Origin of the sequence: Gordonia sp. DT30 (assembly GCF_049844915.1) — a bacterium.
GTDB lineage: Bacteria > Actinomycetota > Actinomycetes > Mycobacteriales > Mycobacteriaceae > Gordonia.
In genome coordinates, this window is record NZ_JBNCLY010000010.1 from 72,544 (window position 1) to 98,455 (window position 25,912).

The window sequence follows — 25,912 nt, forward strand, 5'->3', positions numbered from 1 at the left end:
GCGCTCAGACGATCGCTCCGGCGACGACCCGCCACGCGGGATCGTCGTACCCGATGTCGTAGGTGCATTGGTCATTTCGGGGATCGGGGACGAAGGCCCATAACAATGCCCCCGCGACACCCGCTCGGCGGATGTCGGAGAACCGGATTCGGAGTTCGGTGGCACGGGCCGCCGTCGACCGGCACGCTCCGGCCCTGATGCCGAGTTCGTTGACGACGATCGGCTTACCTAGTCTGTGCGCCAGTGCGATTCGCGCACTCAAGTCGCTGCCCGCGGGTGGGACGCCCTCGTCGTTGCGATAGTCGTGGTAATCGAGCACGTCGATCTGTGGGGACTGCGCGACGAGATCCATGTCGGTACCGGCTGTGCCACATTGGTCGCCACCGGTGAAACCGGCGAACACAGGGTGGCCCCGATCGATGTCGCGCAATCGGCGACCCGCGGAGTCGAGAAAGTCGCGCAATACCTGGGCGGCACCGGATCCGCAGGTGCGTCCAGACAGGTCGCAACCGCTCGCGCTGCACGTGCTGGTCTCCGGTTCGCCGACGAGTTCCCAACCGGCGACCGAGGTTTCGGCAGCCCAGCGCCGCACCGCGATCGACATCCAGTCCGCATAGGTCATCCCGCCGATCGCGCGCGTGGTGAGCCAGCCACCGGCATACCACGAACGATCCTTGAACACGCCGTTCTCACAATCGCCTGATGAGCCGGTCAAGACCGGCAGTACCATCTGGCCGTGGCGTTTGGCCGCGGCGAACACGGCATCGAGGGGCCCGAAATCCAGTCCGCCGGTGTGCTTGTTGACCGCGAATGACGCATACAGGTTGAAACGGGTGAGTGCGCGCGGAGGCAGCTTGGCGAAATAGTCGTCGAGATCCACCTCCGCCCCGCAGCCGGTGTTCACCGCCCAGTCGGTGCCGAGCTGATAAGCGTTGAATCCGGAAGGCCACCAAGGGTTTCCGTTGAGACTCAGACCCGTGCTCGTGGTCTCGACTCTTGCGGCGAAATGGGTGTTCCCGGGCGCGGATTCGGGAACCGAGTTCAGATGGGTGCAAGCGCCGAGTCCGCAGACGACCAGGGCCAGCACCATGCTGATCACCGTGGTTCGTACGCGTGTGCGGGCATTCACCACACTTCGCAGGCTACTCCGAAGACCATTTTCGCGGAGTCAGAACTGAACTATGCCATCACGAAGTCGCTCGGTTGCTGCCGTCGTCAGCTTCGGGTCGAGTGCCTGCGCCGTGATCCGACGATGCGGCAGACCACGTAGATCACGAACGAGATCGTGGTGACGAACACCGACACCGGCAGCTCCGGCGCCAACGACAGCAGCAGCCCGCCGACCGCGGCGATCTCGGCGAACAGCACCGACAGTCCAAGGACGACAGTGGGATTGGAGCTCAGGCGGGCCGCCGCCGCACCGGGCGTGATCATCAGCGACATCACCAGCAACGCCCCGATGATCTGCACGCCCTGCGCGGCTGCGAGGCCGACCAGGATCGCGAACACCACCGACAACGTCCGCATCGGCACCCCGCGCGCCTGGGCGACGCGCGGATCGAGTGAGGCGAACAGCACCGGCCGGTAGATCACGGCGAGCACCACCACGACGACCGCGGTGGTGATCGCGATGGCCGTCAGGCCGTGGATGCCGACGCTGACCACCTGCCCGGTCAGCAACGCGAAACCGGCCCCGATCCGGCCATAGAGGGCGAGGAACAACACGCCGAGCCCCAGGCCGAACGCCATCACCACGCCGATGACCGAATCACGTTCGCGCGCGCGGCTTCCCATGATCCCGAAGACGGCGGCGGCGATGACCGCGCCGATCACACCACCCACGTTCACGCTCACGCCGGCGAGCAGGGCGGCCGCCGCGCCGGTCACCGAGAGCTCGCTGGCGCCGTGCACCGCGAACGACATCTGCCGGGAGACGATCAGCGGGGCGAGGATTCCGCCCAGCACGCCGAGCAGGGCTAGTGCGATGAGCGCCTGCCAGACGAAGTCGTAGTGCAGCAGGCGCGCGGTCTCGCCGAAGTTCCAGAAGTCGCGTAAGTCGACGTTGGCGGCCAGGACGGTCGATGTGGTGCTCACCGGCGCTCGATCTCCGGGTGCACATCGCAGTGCGCGGTGCCCTCTTCGCCGCCGACAACCAGGATGCGGCCGTTGACGTGCACCACCTCCACGTGGCTGCCGTACAGCTCGGAGAGTGTCGCCGTCGTCATCACCTCATCGGGCGGACCGGCCAGGAACCTTCCGCCCGCCAGGTACAGCACGCGGTCGACGTAGGGCATCACCGGGTTGATCTCATGCGTCACCAGCACGACCGCGGTGCCCGCGGTGCGGCGCCGCTGATCGATGAGCTCGACGACGCGCTCCTGGCTGGCCGGGTCGAGGCTGGCCAGCGGTTCGTCGCAGAGCAACAACTCGGGGTCGGTGGTCAGTGCTTGGGCCACCCGCAGCCGCTGTTGCTCGCCGCCGGAGAGCACCCCGACCGGTGCGTCGGCATAGGCGCGGGCACCGACCTCGGCCAGCGCCGCGTCGACCTTGCGACGGCGTTCGCGATATCCACGCAGTCCGATACCCCACCGCGCGCCGTCGACACCGAAACCCACCAGATCGCGTCCGCGCAGCGCCATGGTGTCGGCGTCGTCGGCGTGCTGCTGCGGGATGTAGCCGACGGCGTCGGTGACCGTCAGCCGGCCCGCGGTGAGGCGATACTGCCCGAGCAGCGTCCGCAGGAACGAGGTCTTGCCCGAACCGTTGGGACCGAGGACGGCGACGAACTCGCCGGAGTCGATCGCCAGGTCCAGGTCATTCCAGAGCACCCGCTCGCCGAAGGCGAGGGTGGCGTGGTCGAACGACGCGACGGGCGTAGGGGTCATCGATGAGTCTCGTTCGTCAGCAGGGCGTGCCGGTGTCGGGCGATACACCGGTTCAGTGATCTCGGGCGGTCATGGTCTCGGGCGGTCAGGGGTCTCGGACGATCAGGATATTCGCCTCAGGCCGGGGCTGCGTTCAACGCCTTGGCGAGAGCCGCGACCTGATCACGCTGCCAGACGACGTAGTCGCTGACGCCATCGGGCAGGGTTTCGGTGAACCGCACGACCGGAACATTCGCACGTTGGGCAACGGTGAGCAACGCCTCGGTGACCGGGTCGACCGCCTGGACGTTGTAGATCAGGGTCTTCGCGGTGTGGGAGGTGAGCAGATCCTGCAGCGTGGCGCGGTCGGCGGCCGAGGGTGACTGACCCTCCTCGACGGCGGCGGTGAATCCGGCCGGAGCGACGTCGACGAGTCCGGCGTCGGAGAGCAGGTAGGCGGCCAGCGGTTCGGTCTGGGCGACCTTGGTTCCGTTGTGAGCGGTCTTGATCTGACCGACCTGCTCGCGCACGCCACCGAGTTCGGTGTTGAAGCGCTGCGCATTGGCCCGGTAGGTGTCGGCGTGTGCGGCATCCTTTTTGGCGAGCGCGTCACCGATCTTGGTGGCGACCTGCCCCACGACGGCCAGGTTGTAGAAGACGTGCTCGTTGAGCTCGGAGTCGGAGTGACCGCCGGTCATGGTGTCGAAGGCGTTGACGACGGTGCCTGCGCTCTGGCCCGCCGCCCGCTCCATGTACTCGTCGTAGTGGCCGCCGTTCATCACGATGACCGAGGCGTCGGCGACCTTGGCGGTATCGGAGGCCGACGGATTGTATTCGTGTGGATCCTCCGCGGAGTTGGTGAACAGTGCGGTGACCTGGGCGTCATCGCCTGCGACCGCCGACGCCACCGATCCCCAGACGTTGGTCGAGGTGACCACGGTCGGCCTGCCGTCGGCGTTCGGGCCAGTGTCACCCGAGCAACCGGACAGCACCAGGGCCGCCGCGCTCAGCAGACCGGTGGTGGCGACCACAGCGCTTCTCATACGCACACGCTTCATCTTTTCGAACCCCTTACGCAAATGACAACCGTTACCGACTGAAGTGTAGGGGAGGCGCCGCGCGGCGGCGAATCGGGCCCGGACGCAGGCGCCGCGGCCGCCGATCCGGCTGCGTTCGGCCGGTTATCGGATCGGCTCGGGGAGTACCACCGGCACGACGAAGCGCAGCAGCAAATCGTGTTCGGTCGCGGTGTCGGGCGCCGGCGCGGCCAACAGCGACACCAGCACCCGCACCAGCCAGCCCGCGCGCGCGGCGATCGGCCCGGCCGGGTCGGTCCCGGCGTCCCCGGCCGGTGCGAGCCGGGTCAGGATGTCGGTGGCCAGCGCATCGATCGCCGGCGACAGCAGGGCGAGGTTGCTCGCCGTGCCGGCCATGTCGGCGTCGAACCACTGCGAGAGCGCCGGACTGCCACGCACCCCCGACAGGGCCGTCTCGACGGCGCGCACCAACCGATCGGCGGGCGAGCCGGCGTCGGTGAGCGTCGCGGCGACGGCGACCCCGATGTTGCGCGCGGTGCGCTCGACATACGCCGCGAGCAGCCGGTCGCGGCCGGGGAAATAGCGGTAGAGCGTGGCGCGCGAGCAGCCGACCGCGGCGGCGACGTCACGCATGGTCACCGCGGACACCCCGTGTGCGACGAACAGCGCCTCGGCGGTGTCGAGGATGCGCCCGGTGGCCAGATCGGTGCGGTCGGCGGCCAGCCAGTCCGAGGGCGCGGTCATCGGCCGGCCGCGTCGACGGGAAGGTGTCCGGGCCGGAACGGGACATGCGTCGGGCGTCGCACGTAATTGCCTGCGGCCCATTCGATTCCGTCGACGTCGACTTCGAACTCGGGGAAGCGGGCGAGGAGTTCGGCGATGGTGACGTGCGCGGCCATGCGGGCCGCCGCGGCGCCGAGGCAGTGGTGATCGCCGTGGCTGAACGTGAGAATCCCGCGCGGCGCCCGGAAGATGTCGAGCGTGTCGGCGTCGGAGCCGAAGACCGCCGGGTCCCGGTTGGCCGCGGCATAACAGAGCAGCACCTTGCGGCCCGCCGGGATCTCGACCGGGCCCGCCGGGGTGTCGTCATAACGGACCGGGCGGGTGGTGCGCCGGCACAGGCCCTGTACCGGTGAGGTCAGGCGCAACAGTTCCTCGACGGCGTCGGGGATGAGATCGGGGTCGGCGACGAGCCGGGCGCGCTGCTCGGGATGCTGGGCCAGCAACGCCAGCGACCCGCCGAGCAGACCCGTCGTGGTGTCGTTGCCGCCGGCGATCATCGTGAACACGAACGCGAGGATCGAGACCAGACCGGCGTCGTCGTCGGCCGTCCCGGCGGCGACGAGCGCCGAGACGGTGTCGGGGCCCGGCGCACCCTCGCGGCGGCGGGTGGCGATGAGATCGGCGAAGTAGCCCAGCAACTCTGTGGTGGCCGCGCCGGCGGTTGCGGCGGGTGGCGAGTCCGTGCCACCGGCGCCGGCCACCGCGCCGACGATCGCGTCGGTCCACTCGTCGAAACGCGGCCAATCTGGTTCGGGCACACCGAGATAATGGGCGACGAGCATGCTCGGCAGCGGTTTGAGGAGCCGCTCGGCGATGTCGACCGGATCATCGGCGGCATCGTGGGCGATCTCGTCGAGCCGGGCGGTGACGAACTCGCGCACGCGCGGCTCCACGGCACGCACCTGCCGCGGTGTGAAGCCGCGGGCCACCAGGGCCCGAAAAGTGGTGTGGCCGGGCGGATCCTGCATCACCATCGGCGGATTGTCGGCCATCCCGATGGCCTCGATCTCACCGTCGACGACGGTGAGCCCGGCCGCCGAGGAAAAGGTCGCCGGATCGGTCGCCGCGGCCATCACGTCCGCGTGCCGACTCAACACCCAGAAGTCGGAGCCGGACTCGTCGTCGACGACGTGATGCACCGGCGATTCGGTGCGCAATCGGGCATACATCCCGAACGGGTCACGCCACTGCGCCCCCGAACGAAGCCGGAAAAGCGGACTATGAGACGCCACATCGATCATGTTCTGATAGTGAGACACATTTGTCAAAGTGTCAATGGGCGCCAATTGCGTCCGTGCGGCGACGACCGCCCAGGGGCGCTGAACCGAACCGCCTGCCGCGGCTTCTCTAAGCTGAAACAATGACCTCGTCCCGGCCGCGGCGCATCGCACTGATCTCGGTGCACACCTCGCCGCTGGCGCAGCCCGGCACCGGTGACGCCGGCGGCATGAACGTCTACGTCTGGCAGACCGCACGGCGGCTGGCCCGGCGCGGGATCAAGGTGGAGATATTCACCCGCGCGACGTCGTCGGCCGATGCGCCCGTCGTACACGCCGCCGACGGGATCATCGTGCGGCACATCGTCGCCGGACCGTTCGAGGGACTGGACAAACGCGACCTGCCGGCCCAGCTGTGCGCGTTCACCGCCGGGGTGTTGCGTGCCGAGGCGATGCAGCGGCCCGGCTATTACGACCTGATCCACTCGCATTACTGGCTGTCCGGACAGGTGGGCTGGCTCGCCCGCGAGCGCTGGGGGGTGCCGCTGGTGCACACCGCGCACACCCTGGCCGCGGTGAAGAACGCCGCGCTGGCCGCCGGCGACGCCGCCGAGCCGCGGCTGCGCGTGATCGGCGAGCAGCAGGTGATCGCCGAGGCCGACCGGCTCGTCGCCAACACCGAGACCGAACGCCACGAACTGATCACCATGTACGACGCCGACCCCGCCCGCGTCGATGTCGTCCTGCCCGGCGCCGACCTCGACTGCTACACCCCGGGCCGCCAAGCGGATGCGCGCGCGGAGCTGGGACTGCCGGACGACGCGAACATCGTCACCTTCGTCGGACGCATCCAGCCCCTCAAGGCCCCCGACGTGCTGCTCGCGGCGGCGGCGCCGTTGATCGAACGCTGCCGCGCCACCGGGCGCCGCCCGGTGCATGTGCTGATCGTCGGCGGACCGTCCGGCAGCGGACTCGACCGCCCTACCGCGCTCATCGATCTCGCCGCCGAACTGGGTATCGGCGACGACGTCACGTTCTTGCCGCCCCAGCCCGCGCCGCGGCTGGCGCAGGTATATCGGGCGTCGGATCTCGTTGCGGTGCCGAGCTATTCGGAGAGTTTCGGGCTCGTCGCGATCGAGGCGCAGGCATGCGGCGTGCCGGTGCTGGCCGCCGATGTCGGTGGGCTCGGGGTCGCTGTCGCCGACGGCCGAACCGGGATGCTCGTCGACGGGCACCACATCGGGGACTGGACCACCGCGCTGGAGAAGATGCTCAGCAGCCCCGAACAACTCACCGTGATGGGCCGCGCCGCCCGCGAACACGCCGAGCGGTTCTCCTGGGAGCACACCACAGACGCCCTGCTGGCGAGCTATACGCGTGCGATGGAATCCTTTGCGCGCGAGCGCATTCCGGCAGTCGGGGTGGCGCCGCTGGTGCGGGCGACCCGCCGGTGGCGCCGGCGCCGGACCCGCATGACCATCTGATCGATCGTGTTCGTCACCGACGGCGAATCGGAAGGGAAGACGATGAGTCACACCGACCACATCGAACTGCTCGAAAAGGTCCTCACCGAGCGGGATATCACGTTCAGCCGCAAGAGTTCCGGCGGTGCGCAGGCCGAGCACATCGTGCTCGAGCTGCCCGGCGAACGCAAACTCAAGACGACGGTCCTGCTGACCGCGGGCACCTACGGGGTGCGGCTGGAGGCCTTCGTCTGCCGTCATCCCGACGAGAACCACGAAGAGGTCTTCCGGTACCTGCTCAAACGTAACCGCCGGCTCTACGGGGTGGCCTACACCATCGACAACATCGGCGACATCTACCTCGTCGGCCGGCTCTCCGGCGACGCACTGACCGCCGACGAGGTGGATCGCGTCCTCGGCCAGGTCCTCGAGGCTGCCGACGGTGACTTCAACACGTTGCTCGAGATCGGGTTCATCACCTCGATCCGGCGCGAATGGGCGTGGCGCGTCTCGCGCGGCGAGTCCCTGCGCAATCTGCTGGCCTTCGAGCACCTCATCGACAAGGACTCGTTGCCCGAGCCGGGGGAGCCCCTGGCGGGCCGATACGAACCCGGGGTCACCGGCGCGGAACCGTCGGTCGCCGACGACGCGGGTGAGCCCGGAGACCGGCCATAACGGACAGAGGCTTGCGTCACATCGTGGCAATCGCTGTTGATACGCTTGCCCCGACCATCCTGTCGCCAACGGAGGTGCCATGAGCTTCGCCAGTCCTTTCCCCGCCGTCGAGATCCCCGACGTGAGCCTCTACGAGTTCCTGTTCGGCTCGGTCGCCGACGCCGATCTCGACCGGGTGGCCCTCGTCGACCCGAAATCGGGTGCCGAGACCACCTACCGGCAGCTGATCGGGCAGATCGACGCGGCGGCCGGATCGCTCGCGGCGCGCGGAATCGGGGTCGGCGACGTGGTCGGCGTGCTCTCGCCGAACATCCCCGCCTTCGCCACCGTCTTCCACGGCATCCTGCGTGCCGGCGGCACCGCGACGACGATCAACGCGCTGTTCACCGCGCCCGAGATCGCCAAGCAACTCAAGGACGCCGGCGCCAAGATGCTCATCACCATCTCGCCGATGTTCACCCAGGCCGCCGAGGCGGCCAAGGAGGTGGGCATCGCCGACGAGAACCTGATCGTCCTCGACGGTGAGGGGCAGGAACGCTCCGGGCATCCCAATGCGGTCGATCTGCTCTCGGCCGGTCTGCCCGCACCCGAAGTGAGCTTCGACCCGGCGACGCACGTGGCGGCGCTGCCGTACAGCTCGGGCACCACCGGCAACCCCAAGGGCGTGGCGCTGAGTCACCGCAACCTCGTCGCCAACGTCGCGCAGATCAAGCCGCTGCAGGGCATGACGCCCGACGACGTGGTCATCGCGGTGCTGCCGTTTTTCCACATCTACGGCATGACGGTGCTGCTCAACGCGGCGCTCTACAACCGCGGCCGCCTCGTCATCATGCCGCGCTTCGACCTCGTCGAATTCCTGGAGAACATCCAGAACTACCAGGTGACCAGCGCCTACATCGCGCCACCGGTCGCGGTGGCGCTGGCCAAGCACCCCGTCGTCGACAACTACGACCTCTCGTCGCTGAAGGTGATGATGTCGGGTGCGGCGCCGCTCGACGACGAGCTGGGCAAGGCCGTCGCCAAACGCCTCGACCTGCACATGCTGCAGGGCTACGGGATGAGCGAACTGTCCCCGGTCAGCCATCTCATCCCGCTCGACACCAAGGCGGTGCTCGGCTTCGACGAGCCACCGCTGTCGTCGACCGGATGGGCGATCCCCAACACCGAGAACAAGATCGTCGACCCGGGCACCGGGGAAGAGATCAAGCTGCCGTCGGAGGGTCTCTCCGCGCCCGGCGAGCTGTGGGTCAAGGGCCCCAACGTGATGCTCGGTTACCTGAACAACGAGCAGGCCACCGCCGACACCCTCGACGCCGACGGTTACCTGCACACCGGCGACATGGCGCAGGTCGACCCGAACGGCTGTGTCTACATCGTCGACCGGCTCAAGGAACTCATCAAGTACAAGGGCTATCAGGTGCCGCCGGCCGAGCTCGAGGCACTGCTGCTGACGCACCCGAAGATCGCCGACACCGCGGTCATCGGCGTCAACGACGCCGACGGCGAGGAGATCCCGAAGGCGTTCGTCGTCAAACAGGCCGACGCCGACCTCGACGAGGCCGAGGTGATGGAGTTCGTCGCCGCCCGCGTCGCCCCGCACAAGAAGGTGCGCGCCGTCGAGTTCATCGACGCGATCCCGAAGTCGGCGTCGGGCAAGATCCTGCGAAAAGACTTGCGCAAGTAGCATTTACGCGGGCCCAGTGTGCTCGCGCGGTTCGTCGGCGGCCCGCGTGAGCACATTCGGACCGCGCGAGCCCGATCGACGCAATGAGCGTGCGCTGAGCGGGCGCAGTGCATGTGACAAACTATCGTCCATGAGCAACGGCACCCTCATCCTGATGCGGCACGGCGAGAGCGAGTGGAACGCGTCCAACCAGTTCACCGGCTGGGTCGACGTCGCACTCACGGACAAGGGCGAGACCGAGGCGCGTCGCGGCGGCGAGCTCCTCGTCGAGCATGATGTGCTGCCCGACGTGGTCTACACCTCGGTGCTGCGCCGGGCCATCTCGACCGCGCACATCGCCCTCGACAAGGCGGACCGGTTGTGGATTCCAGTGGTCCGCGACTGGCGGCTCAACGAGCGTCATTACGGCGCGCTGCAAGGCCTCAACAAGGCCGACACCCTCGAGAAGTACGGCAACGAGCAGTTCATGTTGTGGCGCCGTAGCTACGACACCCCGCCGCCGGCGATCGACCCCGACGCGCCCTACAGCCAGACGCACGATCCGCGGTACGCCGATCTGGCCGAGGTCCCGCTGACCGAGTGCCTCAAGGACGTCGTCGAGCGGCTCATCCCTTACTTCACCGAGACGATCGCCGCCGACCTCGCCGCGGGCAAGACCGTGCTGGTCGCCGCGCATGGCAACTCGCTGCGCGCGCTGGTCAAATATCTCGACGGCATCTCCGACGCCGACATCGCCGGACTCAACATCCCGACCGGCAACCCGCTGCGGTATGACCTCGACGACAACCTCAAACCGCGCAACCCCGGCGGCACCTACCTCGACCCGGAGGCCGCTGCCGCCGGCGCGGCGGCCGTCGCGGCCCAGGGACAGAAGTGATTCGGTAGCATGATCTGTAACACAATCGTCGTGGCGGCGGTTGTGTGATCGGCGCTACATTGGGTACATGGCAGATCCGGGGCACCTGCGCATCGTTCATTCCGCTGCGCTCGAGCGGTACGAAGCAATACTGACCACCGACAGCACCGATGTCGTCGACGCCGACGAGATCGTGGTCGGCTACGTCGACTACGTGTCCGAGCCGTATCAGGTCGTACTCACCCACACCGTGATCCCGGAGGCATATTCGGGCCGCGGGTATGCGGGCCGGCTCGTACGGGCCGTACTCGACGACATCCGGGGAACCGGCAAACGGATTGTTCCCGTCTGTTCGTACGTGCAGCACTTCATCGAACAGAATCCGGAATACGCCGACATGGCGGTGCCGGTTCCGCAATGATCTCCCACCGGACCGCGGCGGGACATCGGTCGGCCGACGCGCATCGGTCTCGGCCGGCCGAGACTCCGGAAACGAGATTTCGGTGCCGCAGGTCACGTTCCGGTGGAACACCGCGTGAACGGCAGCCGAATTGTGTCGCCGGGAATGTTCGTGGAGTTTCCGGGACCGTAAGCTGCGAGTGTGACCGCTGCATTGATTGCCGGGGCCATCGTGGCGATTGTGCTCGCGTTGTTCCTCGGCTACGGGCTCGGGCGCTGGGGTCGGCGGATCCGCGCAGCGGCCCAGACCGATGCGCGAGCAGGTTCAGCCGACGCCGCGACCCACTCCGCCGAGCACTCGGACGCCGACGCCGTTCCCAGCGGCGCACCCGTCGTCGCCGACCGCCCCCGTGAGGTGCCCGAGTCGGCGGCGCTGCGCGAATCCGATCACCCCGTGGTCACCCCGTCCGGTCAGTTGACCAAGGCCGGCCTGCTCAGTCTCATCGTGCGCAACTCCGAGGTGGCCGTCGCCGTCGTCGACGAGTTCCGCGACGTCGTCCTCTACAACCACCGGGCCGTCGAGCTCGGACTGGTCTCCGAGCACCTGCTCGCCGAAACGGTCTGGGCGGCCTCACTGAAGGTCCTCGAGACGGGGGAACAGACGCGGTTCGATTTCGCGCCGCCGACCTCGACCCTGGGCTTCCTCTCGACCGGACGCACCACCAAACGCACCGCCGAATCGGTGCGTTGCCTGGCCCGGCTGGGTTTTCACGGCGACGAGCGGTACGCCATGATCTACGGCACCGACGACACCGAGAACCTGCGGGTGGAGGCCACCCGCCGCGACTTCGTCGCCAATGTCTCCCATGAACTGAAGACGCCGGTCGGGGCGATCGGCCTGCTGGCCGAGGCGCTGCTGGAATCATCGGACGACGCCGAGTCCGTCGAGCACTTCGGTCGCCGGGTGGCGGCCGAGTCGACCCGGATGGGCAACATGGTCTCCGAACTCATCGCACTGTCGCGGCTCGAGGGTGGGGAGAAGCCGGAATTCACCGCGGTCGACGTGGACGAACTCATCGACAACGCCATCGACGGTGCCGCCGTCAGCGCCGAGGCGGCCGGCATCTCGCTGCGTGCCGACCGGCCCATCCACACCTGGGTGCGCGGGGACCGAATGCTGCTGTTGACGGCGCTGAGCAACCTGATCGTCAACGCCATCGTCTACTCGCCGGAGAACACGACCGTGTCGGTGAGCCGGCGGGTGATCACCTCCGACGGCGTGCGCATGGTGTCGATCGCGGTCACCGACCGTGGCATCGGGATCCAGCCCGCCGATCAGCAACGCGTCTTCGAACGGTTCTTCCGCGTCGACAAGGCGCGTTCGCGGCTGACCGGCGGCACCGGCCTGGGCCTGGCGATCGTCAAGCACGTCGCCGCCACCCACGACGGCACCATCAATCTGTGGAGCCAGCCCGGCACCGGCTCGACCTTCACGCTGTCGCTCCCGCAGGACCTCGACGCGCAGCAGACGGGCGACTCCGGCGAATCGACGCGGCGACGACGGACCGCAACTCAGATCGCATGATCACAAACCGGCCAGAACGTATGACCAGCAAGGAGTTTCGCAGGTGACGCATGTACTGATCGTGGAGGACGAGGAGTCGTTGGCCGATCCGTTGGCCTTTCTGCTCCGCAAAGAGGGCTTCGAGGCCAGCATCGTCAACGATGGCGCCCAGGCGCTCTCGGTGTTCGAGCGCGTCAGCCCCGACATCGTCCTGCTCGACCTCATGTTGCCCGGGGTGTCGGGAACCGAGATCTGCAAGTCGCTGCGCGCGCGGTCGAGCGTGCCGGTGATCATGGTGACCGCACGCGACAGTGAGATCGACAAGGTCGTCGGTCTCGAACTCGGGGCCGATGACTATGTCACCAAACCGTATTCGGCGCGGGAACTGATCGCGCGGATCCGGGCGGTGCTGCGGCGCGGCGGCGACGTCGGCGACGATGACCTCGTGTTGGCGGTTCTCGAGTCCGGGCCGGTTCGGATGGACATCGAACGGCATACCGTGTCGGTGAGCGGAGCGCCGATCACCTTGCCGCTCAAGGAGTTCGACCTTCTGGAGTATCTGCTTCGCAACTCCGGCCGGGTGCTGACGCGCGGTCAGCTCATCGACCGCGTCTGGGGTGCCGACTACGTCGGCGACACCAAAACCCTTGACGTACACGTGAAGCGGTTGCGTTCGAAGATCGAACCCGATCCGGCGGTGCCGAAACACCTGGTGACGGTGCGTGGATTGGGTTACAAGTTCGAGTCGTGAGGTGAATCGGGGGCGTCGGCGTCGAGGCGCTCGTATTTGATGTCGGTCTCGCGACGGGAGGTCGCGGCGGCGGTCGCCGGATGAATTGCCACCAGCCCCAGCATGCTTCGACGCCGGCACGTGTCGGCGAGCACGTCGTAGGCGGCCCGGCCGATCAGCTCGACGAGTTCGGGCTCGTAGGACTGCCAGACCGCGGTCGCGCCGACATGTGCGTCGGGGGAGCCCGAGCAGTACCACTTCAGGTCGTGGCCGCCCTCGCCCCATCCGCGCCGGTCGTATTCGGTGATGGTGGTCTTGAGGATCTGCGTGCCGTCCGGGCGCTCCACCCAGTCCTGCTCGCGGCGCACCGGAAGTTGCCAGCACACATCGGGTTTCACCGTCAACGGCTCCAGGCCACGCCGTAGCGCCATCGCATGCAGCGCGCAGCCCGGGCCGCGCTCGAAGCCGGGCCGGTTCAAGAAGATGCACGCCCCCTTGTGCCGGCGGGTCTTCAGTGCCGGCTCGCCGTCGATCTCGTCCTCGACGAGGTAGCCCCGCGGACCCAGCGGATCGGTGCCGGAGCCCTTCTTGTGGAACTGCCAGTCGTCGGCGGTCAGCATCGACACCCCCCGGGCCAGCCGTTTGCGGTCGGCCTTGTCCGACAGATAGGCCCCGTGCGTGCAGCATCCGTCGGACTCGCGGCCGTCGACGATGCCCTGACAGGCCGGGGTGCCGAAAACGCATGTCCAGTGCGAGCACAACCACGTGAGATCGGCGCTGATGAGATGTTCGGGGTCGTCGGGATCGGCGAATTCGTACCATTCGCGCGGAAAGTCGAGATCGACCTCGGGTGTGGGGGTCATCGGCGCGGTGGAACCGGGCGGCGCGGTGGAGCTGGATTCGGGCACTCCACAACGGTAACCGCGGTCGGCAAATCGGTCATCGCAGCGGTGGCGATCGCACCGGGCCGCCCGAACGCCGCGCGCGAGGTATACCCGCCGCAGACAGCCGAATACGGCACGCACTACCGTGTGTGCGTGCGTTTAGGAGTCCTCGACGTGGGCAGCAACACCGTTCATCTGCTGGTGGTCGACGCCCATCGGGGAGGGCACCCGACACCGATGAGTTCGACGAAGGCGGTACTGCGGCTCGCCGAACACATCGACAACGACGGAAACCTCACCGACCGTGCGGCCGGCCGCCTCGTCGATGCCATTGCCGAATTCACCCTCATCGCGCAGAGCTCGGGCTGCGAGCAGATGATGGCATTCGCGACGTCGGCCGTGCGCGACGCCACCAACTCCGACGCCGTGCTCGCCCGCGTCGCGGCCCGGACCGGGGTGGAGGTCGAGGTGCTCGCCGGGCGTGACGAGGCCCGGCTGACGTCGCTGGCCGTACGCCGCTGGTACGGCTGGAGCGCCGGGCGAATCCTGGCGCTCGACATCGGCGGCGGCTCGCTGGAGATGTCCAACGGCGTCGACGAGGAACCCGACGTCGCCCTGTCGCTGCCGCTGGGTGCCGGGCGGGTCACCCGCGAGTGGCTGCCCGACGATCCGCCCGACCGGCGCCGGATCGGGGTACTGCGCGACTGGCTCGACGCCGAGATGCGGCCGGCCGCCAAAGAGCTCCTCGCCCCGGGTACACCCGACGTCGCGGCCGGCACCTCGAAGACCTTCCGCAGCCTCGCCCGGCTGACCGGCGCGGCGCCCTCGGGCGCCGGACCGCGCGTCAAACGCACCCTCACCTCCAGCGGTCTGCGCCAGCTCATCGCGTTCATCTCCCGCATGACACGCGACGACCGTGCCGAACTCGAGGGTGTCAGCGCAGACCGCGCAGGTCAGCTCGTCGCCGGTGCTCTGGTGGCCGAGGCGGCAATGCGCAGCCTCGGTGTCGATACACTGGAGATCTGCCCGTGGGCGTTGCGGGAGGGGGTCATCCTTCGCCGCCTCGATGCGGAGCCGGCCGATGCGTCGGATATCTCCGCATCAGGGATCGGTGTGCGCGACGTCCACTGACACGCGAGCGACGCGAGTCGCCGAGGGCCACGCGGCCTCGGCGATGGATCTTCAAGGACGGAGAGCGCACTTCGATGGTGGATCACATCGGGACGAATGAACCCGGGTCCGACGACTCGTCACGGCGTGACGAGGCGACCGACTCCCGGCCGATCTCGGTCTCGGAGCTGCTGGCCCGCAGTCAGGCGGCCGGCGGTGCCGACGATGCGCCCGCCCGGCGACGTGACGGGCACGGCCGTCGGCGGGCCGGACGCACCGGCGCCGTCTCGGTGTCGGAGCTGACCGGTGAGATCCCTCGGGTCGACGGGCCGAGTGGCCCGGACACCGCAGGCCGGGACACCGCAGGCCGGGACACCGCAGGCCACGGCTTCGGACCTGACGATTCCGCCGACCGCGGCACCGCGAGTGACGACACCGCCGACCGCGACACCGCGAGTCACGACACCACCGCCCCGGCGCCCCAGACCGAACGGTGGGCGCCCGAACCGGCTTCGGGCCCGTTCCCGCGTTCGCAGAATCCGATTGCGCCGCGTGGCGCAGACCGGGCGCCCATCGCCGACACGGCGCCGCGTACCGCCGCACCGCTCTCGCGGACCGCAAGCGGAATGCCCGGCTTCACGCCCCCGCCGACCCGCGACTTCACCGCAGGCGACGTGTCCCGGCGGCTGTCGGAGCAGTCCGGCCCGGACACAACGCAACCCGAGTCCTCCGACGCGGTGACCGGGATCATTCCCCTCGTCGACGACGGCCCCGACGACTCCGACGCGCAGGTGTCAGCGCCCACCGCGTCAGAGCCCGCCCCGACGACCGCCATCCCGTCGGGCAGCAACCGGTCCGGAAAGGCCGTCGACGACGACTTTGCCGCCTACCGATCTTTTGCCGACGTCGAGCACGAGGGCGACGAGCCGAAGAAGAAACGGCGCTGGTTCGGCCGCGGCAAGAAGGCAGCTGCCGGCGCGGCAGCCGCCGGAGCTGTGGCCGCGGGCGCGACGAAGGCGCGCGGAGCCCGCACCGCCGATGACGACGCCCGCGGCGAATTCACCGCCACCACCGGTGCCACCGGAGCCCGCACTGCGCCCGCGGCCACCGAGGTCGATCAGCCCGACGACGTGGCCGCCGACGCGATCACCGGGATCATTCCCATCGTCGACTACGACGAGGTCGGCGACGACGTCCACGTGCTCGATCCCGACGACGTCGAGGGCGCCGACCTGGCCGCCCCGAGCGGCTCCTTCCGTAGCACCGGCACCGACGAACCGGCCGACACCGTCGCGGCGAACGTCCTCGATCCGGCGGACGACCTCGATACCTACGCGAACACACACGGCCCCCGATACGGATACGACGAGCCCGCCGAGACCGTCGCGGCCCCCATGCTCGACGACGACGACCTCGACGATGACGCGCTCGGCGCGGATTCGCGGTATGACGAGGACTCGCGGTATGACGGGGACGCCGGGCAGTCGGGCGCCGCCGGTACCGCCGCGATCGCGGAGACCGCAAAAACCAAGCGCGACAAGCGCTCCGGGCCCGACAAGAAGACCCAAGCCGAGGCCGCGAAGCCGGCAAAGGGCAAGCCGTCGAAGGCCAAGAAGTCGGAGGACGAGCCGGCAACGGACAAGCCGGCAAAGGACAAGGGGCGCGGGTCCTGGGCCGACCGGTCACCGGTGCTGGCCTGGGCCGCGGTGATCCTCGAGGTGCTGGCCGGGCTGGCGATCGGCGTCGGCCTCTTCTGGGGCTTCACCGAACTGTGGAAGTGGAATCCGTACTTCGCGCTGGTACTCGCCGTGCTGGTCGTCTTCGGCATCGTCACCTTCACCCACCTGGTGCGGCGTACCTCCGACCTGATCACCACGTTGCTCGCGCTCGCGGTCGGGCTGATCGTCACGATCGGGCCGCTGGTGTTGCTGTCGACGTGACGGACCTGTCCCGCTCGTTCGGCCCGATGCCGGTGGCCGCGGAGATCCCGATCGGCCTGTCCACTGCGTCGGTCTACCCGCAGAACACCGAAGCCGCCTTCGCCTACGCCGCCGACCTCGGCTTCGACGGGGTGGAGCTGATGGTGTGGGGCGATCCGGTCAGCCAGGACATCGGGCAGGTCGAGCGGCTGTCCGAGCGCTATCAGGTGCCGGTGTTGTCGATCCACGCGCCGTGCCTGCTCATCACCCAGCGCGTCTGGGGCCGCGACCCGCTGCGCAAACTGGCACGGGCCGCCGAGGCCGCCGAGAACCTCGGGGCGGGCACCGTCGTCGTACATCCGCCGTTCCGCTGGCAGCGGCTCTACGTCGAGGGATTCGACGACCTGGTCGGCGAACTCTCCGAATCCGACGTCGCCGTCGCGGTGGAGAACATGTTCCCGATGCGCGCCGACCGCGTGTTCGGTACCGGCGAGCGGTCCGCGCGGCGTCTGACCCGGCGCGGCGGAACACCGGGACGGGCGGTCTCGGCGTTCGGCAAGTCGATCGATCCCACCGACAACGGCTACGGCCACTACACCCTCGACCTCTCGCACACCGCCACCGCGGGCACCGACGCCGTCGCGCTCTATGAGCGGATGGGCGAGAACCTGACCCACCTGCATCTCGCCGACGGCTCCGGCGCCGCCACCGACGAGCACCTGATCCCGGGCGACGGCACGCAGCCGTGTGCGCAGGTCTGCCATCGCATCGCTCGGAGCGACTTCGCCGGCACGGTGATCCTCGAGGTCTCCACCTCGTCGGCGCGAACCAAACCCGAGCGGCAGGCGATGCTGGCGCGTTCGCTAGATTTTGCCCGGCAGCACCTCAAACGCGAACCGAGCCGGGCGCGGTGGCTGCCCGAAAGGTGACATGAACGCGAAGCTGACCGAACTCCTCGATCTCGCTCCGGTGACCGGTGCGGTACCGGACACCGCCGGCCGGCCTGCCATCACCTACACCACCACGATCGACGACGCCTTCACGATCGGCCCGAAGGTCCACGGCGGCAGCATGCAGATGATCATCGCGCGGGCCGCCAAGAGTGCCCTCGATGATCTTGCTCCGGCCGCGACCGACGCCGAGAAGGCCCTGCACGCCACCGACGTCGTGCCCGTCGCGATCGCCAGCGACTATCTCGCCGCACCCGATCCCGGCCGGGTCGAGGTCACCGCGACGGTACTCAAGCGGGGCCGCACCGTGACCCTGCTGCATGTCGACCTCACCCAGAACGGCCGGACCATGGTGTCGTCGTCGGTGACGCTGGCCCGTCCGGACACCGGGCCGTCGCGGCACTCGGCGCCCCACATCCTCGACGGGGTGTCGCCGACGCCGCCCGACGACGCCATCGACATCGACAGCTCGCCGGTGTCGCAGATCATGCATCTCGGTTCCGCGCTCGATCTCGCCCTCGACCCGCAGACCTTCCCGGTGATGCGCGGGGAGACCGGCGACCCGGTGGTGCGGGGGTGGTGCAGGCCCAAAGACACCGAACCCGACTCGAACTTCACCGTGCTGGTGTGTGACGTCTCGCCGCCGGTCGTGATGAATCTGGCGTTGTTCGGCTGGGCGCCGACGGTGCAACTGACCACCTACATCCGCCGCGAACCCGCGCCGGGCTGGCTGCGGTTCGCGGCCTCCAGCATCGAGGTGGGGCCCGGGATGTTCGAGGAGGATCATCTCGTGGTGGACTCGACGGGTGCAGTCGTCGCCCAGTCACGTCAGCTCGCGCTGATCCCCGCGCGGTGACCGGACCCGCGGTGGCGTCCCGGCTCTGCTGACCATCTGCGCCTGACATCCCGAAAGATGTTGGGCAGCAACATATTTAACGAACATCTCAGAAAGGCGTACCCGCAGTGACCGAACGCATCGCGATCGTCGGCGGCGGCAAGATCGGCGAGGCCCTCCTCGCCGGGTTGATCGCATCCGGCAAACAGGCCAGAAACCTCGTCGTCGTCGAACGCGTCCCCGACCGGGCCACCGAGATCGCCGACGAGTACGGGGTGCTCGTGGCCGACGACCTGACCGACGCGGTCAGTTCGGCGGCCTACGTCTTCCTTGCCGTCAAACCCGACGACGTCGAGCCGGTGCTGCGCAAGCTGGCCACCGCCGACGACGACGCGGAATCCGAGCGGGTGACGGTGACGCTGGCCGCAGGCATCCCCCTCGCCCGGTACGAGAAGCTGCTGCCGGCCGGCGCGCCGGTCATCCGCGTCATGCCCAACACGCCGATGCTGGTCAACGAGGCCATGTCGGCGGTGTCGGCCGGGCGCCACGTCGACGACGAGCAACTGCGCTCGGTGGTCGGCCTGCTCGAATCGGTCGGCCGCGTCACCGTCGTGCCCGAGAAGCTGATGGATGCGGTGACCGCGATCTCGGGGTCGGGCCCGGCGTATGTGTTCCTGATGGCCGAGGCGATGATCGATTCCGGTGTTTCGCTCGGTCTGACCCGGGCACAGGCGACCACCCTGGTCGTCCAGACCATCCGTGGTGCGGGGGTGCTGCTCAGTGATTCCGGCCTGTCGCCCGTCGACCTGCGCGCCGCGGTCACCTCGCCCGCGGGAACCACCGCGGCAGCCATCCGCCAACTCGAGACCTCGGGCCTGCGCGGGGCGTTCTATGAGGCCACCGAGGCGGCCGCAGCGGCGAGTCATCGGGCTGGACGTCGAGCTGACGTTGAGAGTTCACAACCCTGATCGTCCGATTCCGGGGCCCTACGATTGGTGGCAGATCGTCGAATAACCCCAGTATGTTGTGGTTGAGCGCGACAAATCGGAAAAATACTGGCAACTCACGTCGCTTTTTTCACATCAGCCACGCTAAGCTTCTTCAAGCACGTGCGTGTCTGGTGTCCGCCGGAGGGGAAGCCGGCGGCCGCGACGCGTGCTCTGAGAGGTATGTGAATTTCATGGCACCTGCAGAGACTCCAGGAGACAGGCCGGCGGCGGTCGGCAACCCGGGTTCCGGGTCGCAGTTTCTCACTGTTGCCGAGGTCGCATCGCAGATGCGGGTCTCGAAGATGACCGTTTATCGTCTGGTCCACAATGGCGAGCTGCCCGCGGTGCGCGTGGGCCGGTCGTTCCGGGTTCATGCCAAGGCCGTGCACGATTACCTGGAGACGTCCTACTTCGACGCGGGATAGTCACGCGCCGCCGAACCCGCATCGTGAAAACCCCGCCGTGAAACCCCGCCCGCACCCGGCGGTCCGTCGACGATTCTCGTCGTCGACGGAGCCGGATGGTGGTGGACCCGGATTTCTGTTCGGTGGGGTACGACCGGTAGGGTGAGAGACCGGCCAAGCCGCACCGGCTCGCCTCCGCTCGCGCCTGATCCCCCGCGCTCGATCCTTCCGGGTGATCCCGACGCACGGCGGCCGCTCCGCAACCAATGCGGGCTCGACGAACATTTGCACGTGAAGTGAGGAAGCACCCACATGGGCTCAGTGATCAAGAAGCGCCGCAAGCGCATGTCGAAGAAGAAGCACCGCAAGTTGCTGCGTCGCACCCGGGTGCAGCGTCGCAAGCTCGGTAAGTGAGCCGGTGACGCCGCGTGGCCTGCGCCACGCATCCCCACGAGAACCCGCCTTCGTGCGGGTTCTTGTCGTTGCGGCCCCGGCGCGCTCGCGGCATCGCCACGCTAGCCTGAGCGCATGACCGACGCGACCGACCAGATGCCGCGGACCGTTCTGGTCACCGGCGCCTCTACTTTCCTCGGCGGATATCTGGTGGCCCGACTGGCCGCCGACCCCACCATCGCCCGGGTGCTCGCCGTCGATTCCCGGGTGCCCCGCAAAGACCTGATGCGCCGCATGGGACGCGCGGAATTCCTGCGTCTGGACATCCGCCGCCCCGCGATCGCCAAGGCGCTCGCGAACTATGACGTCGACACCGTGGTGCACGCGGCCACGTCGATCATGGACACCGCATCGCACTCGACGGCGATCAAGGAGTTCAACGTCGTCGGGGCCATGCAGATCTGTGCCGCCGCCCAGCGCACCCCCTCGGTCAAGCGGCTGATCCTGCGCTCGAGCGCCATGGTCTACGGCGCCAGTGCCGCCGACCCGTCGCACTTCTCCGAGGAGACGCCGGCCAAGCGTGAACCGACCCGCGGCTACGGCCGCGACCTGCTCGACGTCGAGGGATATGTCCGCGGCATGGGGCGTCGGCGCCCGGACATCGAGGTCACCATCTTGCGGCTGCAGGCCATGCTCGGACCCCGTATCAACACGCGGATCAGCTCCTATCTCTCGCTGCCGGTGGTCCCGACGGTGATCGGGTTCTCGCCGCGACTGCAATTCCTGCACGAGGAGGACGCCCTCGCGGCGATGGAGCACGCCACCCTGGCAGGTAGGGCCGGCACCTTCAACGTCGCCGGCGACGGAGTGGTCACCTTGACCCAGGCAATACGTCGAGTCGGCCACCTCGAGTTGCCGGTACCCGGCCGCCTGCTCGCGCCGATCACCGGCGTCCTCCAGGATCTGCGGTCGGCCAAGTTCCGGAGCTCGCAGACGGAGTACCTGACCTATGGCCGGGTGCTAGACACCACCCGGATGCGATCCGAACTCGGCTTCGCACCCAGATACACCACCCTCGAAACCCTCGACGACTACATCGAACGCAGCGGAGTCACCCCGGTGCTCGGGTCGCAGACGTGGCGGGGCATCGAGAAGCGCGTCGTGTCGGCGGCGCTGCAACTGCGCTGAACCATCAGCACGTGTGCGGGTACTCACGTGATCGGTGTGACGGGGAATGCCTTGTGTGGCAGTAGGTGTCCGGCGGAGGGTGATCGGCACCATCCACCCCGGGCTGCAGGAGATTTGCATTCCGCGTACCATGAATTACCAACAGTTCATCGGCGTCGGAGCAGTTGGTTCTCGAGTAGCGGGGGATCCCCCTTTCGGCGGCGTCCTTTCTTTGTCGGCCGTCCGGGCCAGGTTGCGGGGTGAGAGTATGGCGGGTGGATCGGTCCCTGATGCACGCACCGCCAAGGTCATCCAGCTCTACGCGAGTTCGGCGCCCACGCTCGGCAGGCAGGCCGGTCTCGACGCAGGCAAGGGGCGCCACCCCAGCCAGCAGCCCGGTCCGGTGCGTCCGCCGGAGTCTCTCGGTCATCCCAACACCGACGGATTCGCCCGCCCGCCGGCCTCGGTGACGCCGATCAGCGACGAGGTCGTGGTGGCCGACGGACTCGGTCCAGATCGTCCGCGGCCGTCGCCGCTGTTCAGTCTCGGTGGTATCCGCAATGCGGTGGCCGATTCCCTCACCGCCACAGCAGGTTTCATCCGTGAGCGGATGACCGGTGACTATGTGGTCGACGACTTCGGCTTCGATCCGCACTTCACCGAATCGGTGTGGTTCCCGGCGGTCCGCCAGGTCTACGAGAAGTGGTTCCGGGTCGAGGTCACCGGTGTGGAGAATCTGCCTGTCGACGGTGGTGCGCTGCTCGTCGCCAACCACGCGGGATCGATCCCGGTCGATGCCATCATGACGTCGCTGGCCGTCCACGACAATCATCCGTCGCGGCGGCATCTGCGAATCCTGGCCGCCGACATGGCTTTTGACACTCCGGGTGTCAGTGAGTTGGCGCGGCGGGTCGGGGCGACGCTCGCGTGCACCTCCGACGCCGACCGGCTGCTGCGGCAGGGCGAGCTGACCGCCGTGTGGCCGGAGGGCTACAAAGGCATCGGCAAGCTCTACAAGGACCGCTACAAGCTACAGCGATTCGGCCGCGGCGGATTCGTCACGACCGCGCTGCGCAACGCGGCCCCGATCATCCCGGTCTCGATCGTCGGGTCCGAGGAGATCTACCCGATGATCAGCGACCTCAAGCCGCTCGCACGGGTGCTGGGTCTGCCGTACCTGCCGGTCACGCCGACGTTCCCGTGGCTCGGTCCGCTCGGGCTGGTCCCGCTGCCGTCGAAGTGGCACATCCACTTCGGTCGCCCCATCGTGACCGACGGATACGACGCCGCGTCCGCCGACGATCCGATGGTGGTCTTCGACCTCACCGACCATGTGCGTGAGGAGATTCAGCAGACGCTGTTCCGGATGCTGTCCCGTCGCGGCAGCGTCTACTTCGGCTGACGCGGCACTCTGACCGCCGCCGAATCGGCCGGTATAGATTGACCCCATGTCACCTGACGCCCCAACCCGGACCGGAAATTCTTCTGACATGCGCGCCGTCGTCTGTCATCAAGGCGAGCTCGGCGTCCGCGAGGTGAAGGTTCCCCAACCCGGCAAGGGTGAGGTGCTGTTGCGGGTCCGGCGCGCCGGGATCTGCGGTTCGGATCTGCACGCACGGTTACACGGGGACGAGACCGCCGACGTCGCCGCCGCCGTCGGCTACGACGCGTTCATGCGGTCGGAGCAGTCGGTGATCCTGGGCCACGAGTTCGTCGGGGAGGTCGTCGCCTACGGACCGAAGTGCCGCAAGAAGTGGGCGCCGGGCACCGCGGTGGTCTCGTTGCCGATGGTGCGCCACGGTTCCGGCCCACACCTGACCGGTCTGTCCGAACACGCGCCCGGCGCCTACGCCGAGTTCGTCATCGCCTCCGAGGACATGACGATGGAAGTGCCGCAAGGCGTGTCGCTCGACGCGGCGGCGCTGACCGAACCGCTGGCCGTCGCCTACCACGCCGTGCGGCGCGGTGCGCCCGGCCGCCGCGACGTGGCCGTCGTGATCGGTTGCGGCCCCATCGGATTGGCCGTCATCCTGATGCTCAAGGCGACGGGCGTGCGAACGGTGATCGCCAGCGATCTCTCCGCCGGTCGTCGCGACCTCGCGCGGCGGGTGGGTGCCGACATCGTCCTCGATCCGACCGTGGACTCACCGTGGGAGCAGGTCGTGGAGCAGGGCCGCTACCTCTCGAGGGTCTCCGACCTGTTCACCGCCGCCTTCGACGGCATGCGAACCCTACGTCGAATCCCGTTGGTGCCGTGGGCAAAGGTGTTCCACCTCGCCGACAAACTCGGCGCCACCCCAAAGGGGCCGGTCGTCTTCGAATGCGTCGGCGTGCCCGGCATGATCGAGCACGTGACGACCGGCGCGCCGTTGCGTTCGCGGATCGTCGTGGTCGGCGTCTGCATGGAATCCGACGCCTTCCGGCCCGCCATGGCCATCAACAAGGAACTCGAGCTGCGATTCGTCTTCGGCTACGACCCGGCCGAATTCCACGACACGCTCGCGATGATCGCCGACGGTGACGTCGACGTTCGCCCGCTGGTCACCGCTGTCATCGGACTCGACGGCGTCGCAGCCGCTTTCGACGCTCTGGGCTCAGCCGAACACCATGCCAAGGTACTCATCGATCCCGCCGGCGAGGTGTCGACCCTATAGCCCGGGTCGGCCGGAATGCTCCGGCGCCCGAAACCTCAGCGGCGCCGCAACAACCGGGCCGCCGCAGCCGCCCCGCCACCGGCGGCGCCGACCGCCAACGCGGTTCCGGCACCGTATTTGGCGGCCTTGCGGGCGGTCCGGAAGTCATACATCTCCCAGCCGCGAACCTTGGCGACGTCACGCAGGTCGGCGTCGGGGTTGATGGCCACCGCGGTGCCGACCAGCGACAGCATCGGGACATCGTTGTGCGAGTCCGAATAGGCGGTGCATCGCTTCAGGTTCAGACCCTCGCGAATCGCCAACGCGCGCACCGCATGCGCCTTGCCGGGGCCGTGCAGGATGTCGCCGACGAGGCGCCCGGTGAACACGCCGTTGCGGCTCTCGGCGACGGTACCGAGGGCGCCGGTCAGGCCCAGGCGGGTGGCGATGGTCTGCGCGAGTTCGACCGGCGTCGCGGTCACCAGCCACACCTGCTGGCCCGAGTCGAGGTGGCGTTGAGCCAAAGCCCTTGTGCCGGGCCAGATCTTGTCGGCGATGTATTCGTCGTAGATCTCCTCACCGAGTTCGGCGAGTTCGGCGGTGGGCCGCCCGGCGATGAAGCTCAACGCCTTCTCGCGCCCCTCGGCGACGTCATCGGCGTTCTCCTTGCCGGTGATCCGGAACTTCGCCTGCGTCCAGGCGAAGTCGAGGATGTCGCCGTAGGAGAAGTACTTTCGCGCGGCCAGGCCGCGCGCGAAGTGCACGATCGAGGCGCCCTGCACCAAGGTGTTGTCGACGTCGAAGAACGCGGCGGCGGTCAGATCGCGCGGGGCCTCCGGCTCGCCCTCGACGGGCGGGCGGGCGTGCAACGAGTCGAGTGCAGCCTTGGCGCTCGCCTCACCGGCGAGCGACTGCCGCAGTTCCTGTGCGGTCTGGCGGAACCGGCCACCGGCGGCGCTCGCGCGTTCGGTCAGCCAGGCGGTCACCCGATGGCTCTCCTCGTCGACGTCATCGGTGTCGTCGTCGGCGTGGTCGGGACCGTCCTCGTCGTCGGGGGCACCGCCGTCGACGAGATCGGCATGCGCCTCCCAGTCGTCGGCGGCCGGTCCGGCCGGCGCCGGCGGGCCGGCGGGCACGTCGGGCTCGGGCATCCCGTTCGGGTTCGCGTCCGGGCTTGGGTTCGTGTCCCGATTCGGGTTCGTGTCCCAATTCGGGTTCGTGTCCCAATTCGGGTTCGTGTCACCGTCAGAGGTCACACCCACATTCACACCTCCGCGACAGCCCATCCGGGCGGTTGGGGCTCGACGCCTACAGAGTAGCGGGGGGAGCAGACTGGTCGCGTCGGCCTGCCCGGTC

At 68.4% G+C, this 25,912-nt stretch carries 25 protein-coding genes; 17 read left to right on the forward strand and 8 right to left on the reverse strand.

The window, feature by feature from the left end:
• Nucleotides 1-4 precede the first annotated feature (4 nt).
• From ACLQ3C_RS11675 to ACLQ3C_RS11700, 6 genes are all read right to left on the reverse strand, one after another.
• On the reverse strand, nt 5-1,090 hold the full coding sequence (locus ACLQ3C_RS11675) for a beta-mannosidase (protein WP_425705301.1): 1,086 nt from the start codon (nt 1,088-1,090) through the stop codon (nt 5-7).
• A 125-nt stretch (nt 1,091-1,215) separates the two neighbouring features.
• Nucleotides 1,216-2,094: a metal ABC transporter permease gene (locus ACLQ3C_RS11680; protein ID WP_425705229.1), complete on the reverse strand. Its 879-nt coding sequence runs from the start codon at nt 2,092-2,094 to the stop codon at nt 1,216-1,218.
• Nucleotides 2,091-2,885, reverse strand: a complete 795-nt coding sequence (locus ACLQ3C_RS11685; protein ID WP_425705230.1) for a metal ABC transporter ATP-binding protein — start codon at nt 2,883-2,885, stop codon at nt 2,091-2,093. The genes ACLQ3C_RS11680 and ACLQ3C_RS11685 overlap by 4 nt, the downstream gene beginning before the upstream one ends.
• 116 nt (nt 2,886-3,001) lie before the next feature.
• Nucleotides 3,002-3,907, reverse strand: a complete 906-nt coding sequence (locus tag ACLQ3C_RS11690) for a metal ABC transporter solute-binding protein, Zn/Mn family (protein ID WP_425705231.1) — start codon at nt 3,905-3,907, stop codon at nt 3,002-3,004.
• 138 nt (nt 3,908-4,045) lie between these two features.
• Nucleotides 4,046-4,645: a TetR/AcrR family transcriptional regulator gene (locus ACLQ3C_RS11695; RefSeq protein ID WP_425705232.1), complete on the reverse strand. Its 600-nt coding sequence runs from the start codon at nt 4,643-4,645 to the stop codon at nt 4,046-4,048.
• Complete coding sequence (locus tag ACLQ3C_RS11700; RefSeq protein WP_425705233.1) at nt 4,642-5,925, reverse strand: cytochrome P450; 1,284 nt, start codon at nt 5,923-5,925, stop codon at nt 4,642-4,644. Before ACLQ3C_RS11700 ends, ACLQ3C_RS11695 begins: the two co-directional genes overlap by 4 nt.
• 119 nt (nt 5,926-6,044) lie before the next feature.
• On the opposite strand from ACLQ3C_RS11700, the gene mshA reads away from it, so the two are divergent.
• The 7 genes from mshA (at nt 6,045) to ACLQ3C_RS11735 (ending at nt 13,293) form a co-directional block, all read left to right on the forward strand.
• On the forward strand, nt 6,045-7,385 hold the full coding sequence (mshA, locus tag ACLQ3C_RS11705) for a D-inositol-3-phosphate glycosyltransferase (RefSeq protein WP_425705234.1): 1,341 nt from the start codon (nt 6,045-6,047) through the stop codon (nt 7,383-7,385).
• A 42-nt stretch (nt 7,386-7,427) separates the two neighbouring features.
• Nucleotides 7,428-8,039, forward strand: a complete 612-nt coding sequence (locus ACLQ3C_RS11710) for a YbjN domain-containing protein (protein ID WP_425705235.1) — start codon at nt 7,428-7,430, stop codon at nt 8,037-8,039.
• A 79-nt stretch (nt 8,040-8,118) separates the two neighbouring features.
• Nucleotides 8,119-9,723, forward strand: a complete 1,605-nt coding sequence (locus ACLQ3C_RS11715) for an AMP-binding protein (protein WP_425705236.1) — start codon at nt 8,119-8,121, stop codon at nt 9,721-9,723.
• Nucleotides 9,724-9,853: 130 nt separating this feature from the next.
• Nucleotides 9,854-10,600 (forward strand): phosphoglyceromutase, encoded by a 747-nt coding sequence (locus tag ACLQ3C_RS11720; protein WP_425705237.1) that lies wholly within the window; start codon nt 9,854-9,856, stop codon nt 10,598-10,600.
• A gap of 67 nt (nt 10,601-10,667) precedes the next feature.
• Nucleotides 10,668-11,000 carry a GNAT family N-acetyltransferase gene (locus ACLQ3C_RS11725; protein ID WP_425705238.1) on the forward strand — a complete coding sequence of 111 codons (333 nt, stop codon included), beginning with the start codon at nt 10,668-10,670 and terminating at the stop codon, nt 10,998-11,000.
• A gap of 180 nt (nt 11,001-11,180) precedes the next feature.
• A complete protein-coding gene (locus ACLQ3C_RS11730; RefSeq protein ID WP_425705239.1) occupies nt 11,181-12,563 on the forward strand; it encodes a sensor histidine kinase in 1,383 nt (460 codons plus the stop codon).
• A 43-nt stretch (nt 12,564-12,606) separates the two neighbouring features.
• The gene (locus ACLQ3C_RS11735; protein WP_425705240.1) at nt 12,607-13,293 is read left to right on the forward strand and encodes a winged helix-turn-helix domain-containing protein; all 687 of its coding nucleotides are present in this window, start codon (nt 12,607-12,609) and stop codon (nt 13,291-13,293) included.
• Here the strand turns inward: ACLQ3C_RS11735 and ACLQ3C_RS11740 are convergent.
• Nucleotides 13,275-14,135, reverse strand: a complete 861-nt coding sequence (locus tag ACLQ3C_RS11740) for a hypothetical protein (RefSeq protein ID WP_425705302.1) — start codon at nt 14,133-14,135, stop codon at nt 13,275-13,277. The two genes, ACLQ3C_RS11735 and ACLQ3C_RS11740, sit on opposite strands and share 19 nt — an antisense overlap.
• 174 nt (nt 14,136-14,309) lie before the next feature.
• Here ACLQ3C_RS11740 and ACLQ3C_RS11745 point away from each other — a divergent pair, with 174 nt between their 5' ends.
• From ACLQ3C_RS11745 to ACLQ3C_RS11790, 10 genes are all read left to right on the forward strand, one after another.
• Entirely contained in the window at nt 14,310-15,287 is a 978-nt protein-coding gene (locus ACLQ3C_RS11745; RefSeq protein ID WP_425705241.1) for a hypothetical protein, read from the forward strand.
• 74 nt (nt 15,288-15,361) lie between these two features.
• Nucleotides 15,362-17,206 carry a DoxX family protein gene (locus tag ACLQ3C_RS11750; RefSeq protein WP_425705242.1) on the forward strand — a complete coding sequence of 615 codons (1,845 nt, stop codon included), beginning with the start codon at nt 15,362-15,364 and terminating at the stop codon, nt 17,204-17,206.
• A 26-nt stretch (nt 17,207-17,232) separates the two neighbouring features.
• A complete protein-coding gene (locus ACLQ3C_RS11755) occupies nt 17,233-18,114 on the forward strand; it encodes a sugar phosphate isomerase/epimerase family protein (protein ID WP_425705303.1) in 882 nt (293 codons plus the stop codon).
• Between the two features lies 1 nt (nt 18,115).
• Complete coding sequence (locus tag ACLQ3C_RS11760; RefSeq protein ID WP_425705243.1) at nt 18,116-18,991, forward strand: thioesterase family protein; 876 nt, start codon at nt 18,116-18,118, stop codon at nt 18,989-18,991.
• A gap of 107 nt (nt 18,992-19,098) precedes the next feature.
• A complete protein-coding gene (gene proC, locus ACLQ3C_RS11765; protein ID WP_425705244.1) occupies nt 19,099-19,938 on the forward strand; it encodes a pyrroline-5-carboxylate reductase in 840 nt (279 codons plus the stop codon).
• 212 nt (nt 19,939-20,150) lie between these two features.
• Complete coding sequence (locus tag ACLQ3C_RS11770; protein ID WP_425705245.1) at nt 20,151-20,384, forward strand: helix-turn-helix domain-containing protein; 234 nt, start codon at nt 20,151-20,153, stop codon at nt 20,382-20,384.
• 291 nt (nt 20,385-20,675) lie between these two features.
• Complete coding sequence (locus ACLQ3C_RS11775) at nt 20,676-20,777, forward strand: 30S ribosomal protein bS22 (RefSeq protein ID WP_003402602.1); 102 nt, start codon at nt 20,676-20,678, stop codon at nt 20,775-20,777.
• Nucleotides 20,778-20,891: 114 nt separating this feature from the next.
• The gene (locus ACLQ3C_RS11780; RefSeq protein WP_425705246.1) at nt 20,892-21,944 is read left to right on the forward strand and encodes an NAD-dependent epimerase/dehydratase family protein; all 1,053 of its coding nucleotides are present in this window, start codon (nt 20,892-20,894) and stop codon (nt 21,942-21,944) included.
• A gap of 247 nt (nt 21,945-22,191) precedes the next feature.
• The gene (locus ACLQ3C_RS11785) at nt 22,192-23,325 is read left to right on the forward strand and encodes a lysophospholipid acyltransferase family protein (protein WP_425705247.1); all 1,134 of its coding nucleotides are present in this window, start codon (nt 22,192-22,194) and stop codon (nt 23,323-23,325) included.
• A gap of 88 nt (nt 23,326-23,413) precedes the next feature.
• A complete protein-coding gene (locus ACLQ3C_RS11790) occupies nt 23,414-24,577 on the forward strand; it encodes a zinc-binding dehydrogenase (RefSeq protein WP_425705248.1) in 1,164 nt (387 codons plus the stop codon).
• A gap of 35 nt (nt 24,578-24,612) precedes the next feature.
• On the opposite strand, the gene ACLQ3C_RS11795 is transcribed toward ACLQ3C_RS11790, so the two are convergent.
• Nucleotides 24,613-25,707 (reverse strand): HAD family hydrolase, encoded by a 1,095-nt coding sequence (locus ACLQ3C_RS11795; RefSeq protein WP_425705249.1) that lies wholly within the window; start codon nt 25,705-25,707, stop codon nt 24,613-24,615.
• Nucleotides 25,708-25,912 lie beyond the last annotated feature (205 nt).

What these genes read in the sequence shown, in the direction of transcription:
- ACLQ3C_RS11790 (WP_425705248.1), top strand. Translation starts at nt 23,414, where the DNA reads ATGCGCGCCGTCGTCTGTCATCAAGGCGAGCTCGGCGTCCGCGAGGTG.
- ACLQ3C_RS11770 (WP_425705245.1), top strand. Translation starts at nt 20,151, where the DNA reads ATGGCACCTGCAGAGACTCCAGGAGACAGGCCGGCGGCGGTCGGCAAC.
- ACLQ3C_RS11760 (WP_425705243.1), top strand. Translation starts at nt 18,116, where the DNA reads ATGAACGCGAAGCTGACCGAACTCCTCGATCTCGCTCCGGTGACCGGT.
- ACLQ3C_RS11795 (WP_425705249.1), bottom strand. Translation starts at nt 25,707, where the DNA reads ATGCCCGAGCCCGACGTGCCCGCCGGCCCGCCGGCGCCGGCCGGACCG.
- ACLQ3C_RS11690 (WP_425705231.1), bottom strand. Translation starts at nt 3,907, where the DNA reads ATGAGAAGCGCTGTGGTCGCCACCACCGGTCTGCTGAGCGCGGCGGCC.
- ACLQ3C_RS11740 (WP_425705302.1), bottom strand. Translation starts at nt 14,135, where the DNA reads ATGACCCCCACACCCGAGGTCGATCTCGACTTTCCGCGCGAATGGTAC.
- ACLQ3C_RS11725 (WP_425705238.1), top strand. Translation starts at nt 10,668, where the DNA reads ATGGCAGATCCGGGGCACCTGCGCATCGTTCATTCCGCTGCGCTCGAG.
- ACLQ3C_RS11785 (WP_425705247.1), top strand. Translation starts at nt 22,192, where the DNA reads ATGGCGGGTGGATCGGTCCCTGATGCACGCACCGCCAAGGTCATCCAG.
- ACLQ3C_RS11720 (WP_425705237.1), top strand. Translation starts at nt 9,854, where the DNA reads ATGAGCAACGGCACCCTCATCCTGATGCGGCACGGCGAGAGCGAGTGG.
- ACLQ3C_RS11780 (WP_425705246.1), top strand. Translation starts at nt 20,892, where the DNA reads ATGACCGACGCGACCGACCAGATGCCGCGGACCGTTCTGGTCACCGGC.
- ACLQ3C_RS11755 (WP_425705303.1), top strand. Translation starts at nt 17,233, where the DNA reads ATGCCGGTGGCCGCGGAGATCCCGATCGGCCTGTCCACTGCGTCGGTC.
- ACLQ3C_RS11685 (WP_425705230.1), bottom strand. Translation starts at nt 2,885, where the DNA reads ATGACCCCTACGCCCGTCGCGTCGTTCGACCACGCCACCCTCGCCTTC.
- mshA (WP_425705234.1), top strand. Translation starts at nt 6,045, where the DNA reads ATGACCTCGTCCCGGCCGCGGCGCATCGCACTGATCTCGGTGCACACC.
- ACLQ3C_RS11700 (WP_425705233.1), bottom strand. Translation starts at nt 5,925, where the DNA reads ATGATCGATGTGGCGTCTCATAGTCCGCTTTTCCGGCTTCGTTCGGGG.
- ACLQ3C_RS11675 (WP_425705301.1), bottom strand. Translation starts at nt 1,090, where the DNA reads ATGGTGCTGGCCCTGGTCGTCTGCGGACTCGGCGCTTGCACCCATCTG.
- ACLQ3C_RS11710 (WP_425705235.1), top strand. Translation starts at nt 7,428, where the DNA reads ATGAGTCACACCGACCACATCGAACTGCTCGAAAAGGTCCTCACCGAG.
- ACLQ3C_RS11715 (WP_425705236.1), top strand. Translation starts at nt 8,119, where the DNA reads ATGAGCTTCGCCAGTCCTTTCCCCGCCGTCGAGATCCCCGACGTGAGC.
- ACLQ3C_RS11750 (WP_425705242.1), top strand. Translation starts at nt 15,362, where the DNA reads ATGGTGGATCACATCGGGACGAATGAACCCGGGTCCGACGACTCGTCA.
- ACLQ3C_RS11695 (WP_425705232.1), bottom strand. Translation starts at nt 4,645, where the DNA reads ATGACCGCGCCCTCGGACTGGCTGGCCGCCGACCGCACCGATCTGGCC.
- ACLQ3C_RS11775 (WP_003402602.1), top strand. Translation starts at nt 20,676, where the DNA reads ATGGGCTCAGTGATCAAGAAGCGCCGCAAGCGCATGTCGAAGAAGAAG.